Consider the following 6,210-nt stretch of genomic DNA (forward strand, 5'->3'; position numbering starts at 1 on the left):
CGTTTCTTCTGCGTAGGCCGGAAGCTGGGTGGAGAGCCAGCCGAAGTACGCCGGTTCCTGTTCCCGGCCGGGAGTCGTCCATAGATCGAGCGTGCGGCGGAAGTTCTCCCTACTGAGCGACACCCAGACGCCCCACTCGAAGTCGTCGTCGGCATCGAGGACAGGGATTACCATCCGTGCCGGGGCTGTCTCGCTAACGGTGTTTCCGGCGGTCTTGGTTAGTAGGTTTCAGCGGCCGGGAAGCGGTCGCTGAAGGTGATGGCGAACGCGTTCAATGCAGGCTTCCAGCGCATCGTCCATCGGGTCCTGCCGGCTCCGGTCGGGTCCAGGGACCGGGTCACCAGGTACAGACACTTCAACGCGGCCTGCTCGTTCGGGAAGTGGCCACGGGCCTTGACCGCCCGCCGGTAGCGGGCGTTGAGCGACTCGATCGCGTTGGTCGAGCAGATGACCTTACGGATCTCCAGGTCGTAGTCGAGGAACGGGATGAACTCCGCCCAGGCGTTGTCCCACAACCGGATCACCGCCGGATAGCGGTCGCGCCACTTGTCGGCCAGGTCATCGAACGCGGCCCTGGCCGCGGTGGCGTTGACGGCGGTGTAGATCGGCTTGATGTCGCGTTTCAGCTCGTCCCAGTACTTGCGAGAGGTCAGCCGGAACGTGTTGCGGATCAGATGGATCACGCACGTCTGCACCACCGTGCGCGGCCACACGTTGGTGACCACCTCCGGCAGACCCTTGAGGCCGTCGCAGACGAGGAAGAACACATCCTTGACGCCACGGTTGCGCAGGTCGGTCAGCACGCTCATCCAGAACTTCGCGCCCTCACCACCCGTGCCGGCCCACAATCCGAGGATGTCCTTGTCCCCGTCGAGAGTCACGCCGATCGCGGCGTAGAACGGCCGGTTCGCGACCTGCCCGTCACGCACCTTGACCACGATGGCGTCGATGAACACCGCCGCGTAGATCTCATCCAACGGGCGATGGGACCAGTCCGTCATCTCCTCGATCACCTTGTCGGTGATCCGGGAGATGGTCTCCTTCGACACCGACCCCCCGTAGATCTCGGCGAAGTGCGCGCTGATCTCCCCGGTCGTCAAACCCTTGGCATACAGCGACAACACGACCTCGTCGACCCCCGACAGGCGCCGCTGCCGCTTGCGGACGATCTGCGGGGCGAACGTGCCGGCACGATCCCGAGGCACATCGATCTGCACCGGGCCGGTGCTGTCGGTCAGCACCGTCTTCGGCCTGGTGCCGTTGCGGACGTTGCCCGACCCCGCCCCGGCCGGATCGTTCTTGGCGTAGCCGAGGTGCTCGGTCATCTCCTCGTTCAGCGCGGTCTCCAGGACCGTCTTGGTCAACTGCTTGAGCAAACCGTCCGGACCGGTCAGCGACAGCCCTTGTTCCTTGGCCAGCCGGACCAGCTCCGCGGCAGCCTGTTCCTCCGCCGACGGCTCAGGCCGCTTCTTCCGTCCGGTCACGTCGTTCAGTGTCGCGGTCATCACGGCACCCTCCTCACCAGGCACAACGCCCGGTGCGTCAGGCCGGAAACACCGTTAGATCCACACTCCCTCCGTGCCGGACAAGTAGTGTTGCGCCTGGATGATGCAAATCTCGTCTTCAAGAACGCTGTGCTTGTCGCTGCCAAGCTCGTCGCGCCAGTACGCCGGCGCCTGCGTACCGTACGAGAACGGAAGACCGGTGTTGTCGGCCCACAGGGCGCGGCCGAGTCCGACGAGCAGGACCAGTGCGAGCATCAGCCCATCGGCCATGGCCAGGGTCTCGGGTGTCGAGTCGTACGATGTGAACCAGTCCCCGCCGTTTTCTCCGGCAGCGAACGACACGGACACGGCTGTGCCGAAGCCGGCGGCGAGCAGCGGCAGGGCGCGTGCGAACCAGCTGGGGTCGGTGGGTAGCGCGAGGGTGGCCAGGCCGAGCGCGATGGCGGGGATCAGCACGAACACCGGTAGCCGGGGCAGCCTCGTGAGGGCGGCCACGGGTGTCACGGCGGTGGTGAGCAGGAGAACGCTGGCGGTGGCGCGGCGGGCCCAGGTCCGGGCAGTGCCGTGGCGGTGAGGCCCGACGAGTAGCCAGCCGAGCCAGGTGACGGCGCCGAGGGTGTGAACCGGTCCGACCGGGTCGAGTCCGGTGGTCCTTGGGTCGTTGAGTTCGACGTGGGGCAGCAGGAAAACCGCGACGGCGATCAGCGTGTTCAGTGCGGCGGTCGCGGCGAGCGGCAGCGCGTCGACCAACCCGAGTGCGCCGTGTCCGCGCAGACGTTGTCGGAGACCGGCGCCGAGCAGGTCGAGGGAGTCGCGCGGGGAGGGCCAGCGCCGTTGCGGGTCGACTAGGTCGAGGTAGGTGCCGACGACCTCCTCACCCCGCTCAGCCCGGCAGCGACGCGGGTAGGCGCGAAGCAGCCGCCGGTAGCGGCGCTCCAGCGGCGATGCGGCCCCGGCCGGTCCCGGGATGCGGCTGGGCTGATTCATGCCGAACCCCCGGCCGGGCGAAGCACGGGCCGAACCGCCGGACGGCCGGGGGAGCCGCGTGCCGTGCTGCCGACGGCGGGAAGGTGCCCGTAGGGCAGGCCTGGAGGCGTCGGGTGGCAGCAGCGACGTTGCGGCGTGGTCGTTCGGTCTCGGCAGCGAGCACTGACCTGCCCGTGCCGGTGAGCCGGTAGTAGCGGCGTAGTCGTCCGTCGACGACCTCCTGACGGTCGGGCTCGACCAGTCCCTCGTCGGTAGGCCGGTCGAGCGTGCCGTAGAGAGTGCCAGGCCGCAGCGCCAACCGCCCGCCGGACAGCGCGGCGACATCGCTGACGATGCCGTAGCCGTGCATGGGCTCGCCGGCGAGGGCGGTGAGGATCCAGAAGGTGGGTTCCTGCAACGGCTTGAGTGTGGCCATGGCCTCAATTCATCGGCGACCGACTATATCGACGGCAGACTTGCGCGACACGGCGTAGGGCCGCTTCTGTCGGCTGTTCCGCGCGGTCACTGCTTCCCTCTCCGCCCTGGGTAGCTGGCCAGCGACGCACAACGCGAACGGCCCCCTGCGGTGACAGAGGGCCGTTCCATTCGAGTGCGCGCCAAGTTGATGCCCCGTGGCTCACACCTCGTCACCCCCAACGACCCTTCACCTACTTGGTGGCGCACCCCAGAGGGCGACGCGATCAGCGTTGCTTAAGTAAGTTACCGGCGCGAAAGCAACACAGCCATAGATGCATGTCCATTGCTGCGAGAGGTTCTTCCAGTTCGAGAGGTCAAGGGCGGCCGAATGGTGGGTTCTTGACGCCGCATCATTTCGATGATGATTGATTGAGTAGGCCGAACGCCCGCGAAACTTTCACGATTACAAGCAGTAATGGAGTTAGGGTCGAGCGTCCGAGTTTGCGCGAAACGTTCAACTCGGGCGACCACTCTGCGTGAGAACCGATGTCGCACAAGCCGTGACCTTGAAGAGAAATCCTCGTTAGCCGGCATGAGACACCCCTTGAGCCGTTCGGCGGTGACCGGCGGCACCCTTCCAGGTGGTCGTCTCCATCCGAATAGCCATGAAGATGCCCCCTGGAGCAACGGTGCCCAAGAGCACGCCAAGCCGGCGACGGCCAGCACGCACGATCTCTCTGCCAGAACGGGGCGATTCGCCTCACATCCCACGCCAGGCCAAGCCGGTCGACGACGAGGCTGCAGAGAACGACACCTACTTGCTGACCCCGCGAGACCTGCTGATCTTGATGATCACCCTGATCGTTGGCCTTCTGGCAGCAATAGTTGCCGGCTTGACCACAGCGGTGCAGGCCGCCCCAGCCATCGGACTTGGGCCCGCCGTCGCCCTGGGGATCGCGAGCGGTCTCGTCACCCTCGTCGTCACCGGCCTGCTGGTCGCACACAAGCTCCACAAGCTTGTTCGGTAAGGAGGTCCCGAGCTCGCTTATGAGGGGGCAGGCAGAGGCCATATGGACAGGTGTGCCCGCTGACTGGAGCGCGTCGTCGGCAAGGCCGTACTGCGGTGGAGCATCCCACCCGCTGCCACCGAGGTCTGACGAGTGCGGCAATCAGCGCTACGAGGCGATGCTGTACCTGCACGCTCATGCCGCTGGTCGCGCGGTCACGCCGAAGGTCGGGCGCCTTGCTGGGCAGACGCATATGGGTTGTGGCGTCCGTGCACCATGAGGCCATGAGCGCGTTGATGGACCAACTGCCGGCTTTGCTCGGCGTCCTCGTCGGAACAGGCGGGACCATCCTCGCCACCTTGATCGCGGACCGCTCGCGGTGGCAGCGCCAGCAGGCGGCGCGGTGGGACGAGCGCCGGCTTCAGGCGTACGTCGAGTTCGCCAACGCAGTCAAGGAAGTGCACACGTACGCGCTCCGGATCGCCAACCTGAACGCGCTTCGTCACGGTGTCGATCGTGAACACGCCCTGGCCAGGATGGAAGAGGCCGACATCCGGCGCACAAAGACATGGGAGAGTGTCCTCCTCCTGGGCGACGCCGCATCGATCACTGCGGCCCGCGAGTGGCGCGCCGCAGTGACGGATATCGCCCGTTACGCCCGCGGCATGACTTCCGCGGGGTTCGAGCTGGCTGCTGGGCTCGGCCATGCCAACGAGACACGCGATCGCTTCTACCAGGCGGCCCGGGCGAGTCTCGGCATCCGTGGATCGGCCGTGCCCCAGTCGGACTGGCTGGCGGGAAAGTTGGACATCCCCGCACAGCAGGACGCCTGAGCGAGCGGTACGCGTCGGTTCTCGCCCCTGGAGAGCCCGTCGGGATCGACTCTTCGTTGCGGCGGTCCTGCCTGATGGCAGAGCGAGCAGTACGACATAGCACACCAAGGTCACATTCACGCTTCTGCCGCCGAGCGGTCGCTACGGCGACCGGATCTGCCGAAGCGGATGGCAGGCGGCGGCCGCGAGTATCGACGATTTCACCGCATGTTCTGGACTGCGCAGGCGATCTCCTGCCGCAACAGCGTCGCCTCCTCGTCGCGGTCGCACAGCAGCAGCACCTTGAACGGGACTCCCTTGCCGTCCGGCTGGCCGAGAGGGCTCGCCCAGTGATGACCGGCCCGCGACAGGATCCGGAACAGCGTGTGCTGATCCTCGGCACTGCTCGACAGCAACCGGGGCGCGTTGTCGACAACGATCAGATACCCGTCCGCGGGCAACCAGTTCAGATCACGGAGACAGTCGGACAACGCGTCCCAGTTCCAGCCGAAGTAGCCGGGAAAGAGCAGGGCGTCGGAGAACTCGTAGAAGGCGTGGTCCGCATCCGTCATCCTCGTTCCGTCAAGCCGGGCAACGACGAACCTGCCCGTTGCCGGTAGCACCGCCGCCAGCTCGACCAGGGCACTACGCGAGCAGACCGCGAGCTGATCAGTGGAGCCGTTCCACCAGTTGTTTATCATTCAGGCCCACGGTCGACGTAGTTCCACGAGCTCAGCGGCCTCGCGCACGCCTTGTCTCCCATGGTCTTCAGTGTGCCCGGGAGGCAGCACCGCACGACGGGCAGGCCTCGACCGTATGACCGGATCTGCCGCAGACAATGCGCGGTGCCGCTTGCCTGACGGCTGCCGGCACCAAGATCCGGATGTCGTCCAGCCAACTGAAAAAGTGTCAGATTCCGGGGTGGGGCTTACCGGCAACTGCGTCCTCTCCTCCCGGATAAGGATTCGGCTCATGGAGATGTGTGAGATCCTGGCCGAGGTTTACCCTGGTTAAGCGCACTGATTGAGTCCGCGATGCGTGTCTGGAAAGTGCCCGGCGAGTGTCGGGAAACGGGGGAAGCGCGGCTGCGCAGGGCCGTCGAGCCGGGCAAGGATCCAACTCGCCTGGGAGGGGGAGGGTGCCGGACGGGGCCAGGCTGCGGCCGACCGTCGGCGTTCTCCCGCCGCAGCCGCTTCAGCACCGTTTCACCGTCGGCGACCAGCCGTTGGGCGATGTGGCGGCCGATGCCGTTGCTGCCCACAGCGAAACACAATCGCGGACCTGCTGGGTCGCATCCGTGACCTGGAAACCGACGAGGCCCGCCATACCGTCGCGCGCCTCGCAGCCGCGAATACCGCCCTGCGCCAGCGCGCCTGCGAACTCACCGCACAGAACCGGATGCTGGAGGAACGGCTGCAAGCCGCCCGCTCCAACGCCTGGTTCCTTGATCGGCGCATCGCCGACCTGGAGGCAACCGTCCTGCAACACACGACCGCACTAGAC

7 protein-coding genes and 1 pseudogene are annotated in these 6,210 nt (G+C 66.4%); 2 read left to right on the forward strand and 6 right to left on the reverse strand.

All coding sequences use genetic code 11. The features are described 5' to 3' along the window. The 4 genes and pseudogenes from HCJ94_RS29050 to HCJ94_RS31335 form a co-directional block, all read right to left on the reverse strand. On the reverse strand, window positions 1-174 hold a 174-nt coding region (locus HCJ94_RS29050; protein WP_168004194.1), incomplete at its 3' end, for a DUF2199 domain-containing protein. A gap of 44 nt (window positions 175-218) precedes the next feature. After that, window positions 219-1,505: an IS256 family transposase gene (locus HCJ94_RS29055; protein WP_168004195.1), complete on the reverse strand. Its 1,287-nt coding sequence runs from the start codon at window positions 1,503-1,505 to the stop codon at window positions 219-221. A 54-nt stretch (window positions 1,506-1,559) separates the two neighbouring features. Then, on the reverse strand, window positions 1,560-2,255 hold the full coding sequence (locus HCJ94_RS29060; RefSeq protein ID WP_168004196.1) for a hypothetical protein: 696 nt from the start codon (window positions 2,253-2,255) through the stop codon (window positions 1,560-1,562). 313 nt (window positions 2,256-2,568) lie between these two features. Continuing rightward, window positions 2,569-2,907, reverse strand: a pseudogene (locus HCJ94_RS31335) (PadR family transcriptional regulator); the annotation flags it as partial. Window positions 2,908-3,577: 670 nt separating this feature from the next. Between HCJ94_RS31335 and HCJ94_RS29070 the strand changes: the two are divergent. Both HCJ94_RS29070 and HCJ94_RS29075 read left to right on the forward strand, forming a co-directional pair. Continuing rightward, a complete protein-coding gene (locus HCJ94_RS29070; protein ID WP_168004198.1) occupies window positions 3,578-3,916 on the forward strand; it encodes a hypothetical protein in 339 nt (112 codons plus the stop codon). Between the two features lie 263 nt (window positions 3,917-4,179). Beyond that, on the forward strand, window positions 4,180-4,728 hold the full coding sequence (locus tag HCJ94_RS29075) for a hypothetical protein (RefSeq protein ID WP_168004199.1): 549 nt from the start codon (window positions 4,180-4,182) through the stop codon (window positions 4,726-4,728). 200 nt (window positions 4,729-4,928) lie between these two features. On the opposite strand, the gene HCJ94_RS29080 is transcribed toward HCJ94_RS29075, so the two are convergent. Further along, on the reverse strand, window positions 4,929-5,408 hold the full coding sequence (locus HCJ94_RS29080; RefSeq protein WP_168004200.1) for a barstar family protein: 480 nt from the start codon (window positions 5,406-5,408) through the stop codon (window positions 4,929-4,931). A gap of 493 nt (window positions 5,409-5,901) precedes the next feature. Then, window positions 5,902-6,195 carry a hypothetical protein gene (locus HCJ94_RS29085; RefSeq protein WP_168004201.1) on the reverse strand — a complete coding sequence of 98 codons (294 nt, stop codon included), beginning with the start codon at window positions 6,193-6,195 and terminating at the stop codon, window positions 5,902-5,904. Window positions 6,196-6,210 lie beyond the last annotated feature (15 nt).

The sequence above is a fragment of the Micromonospora thermarum genome (assembly GCF_012034245.1).
In the GTDB taxonomy this organism is placed as follows: domain Bacteria; phylum Actinomycetota; class Actinomycetes; order Mycobacteriales; family Micromonosporaceae; genus Micromonospora; species Micromonospora thermarum.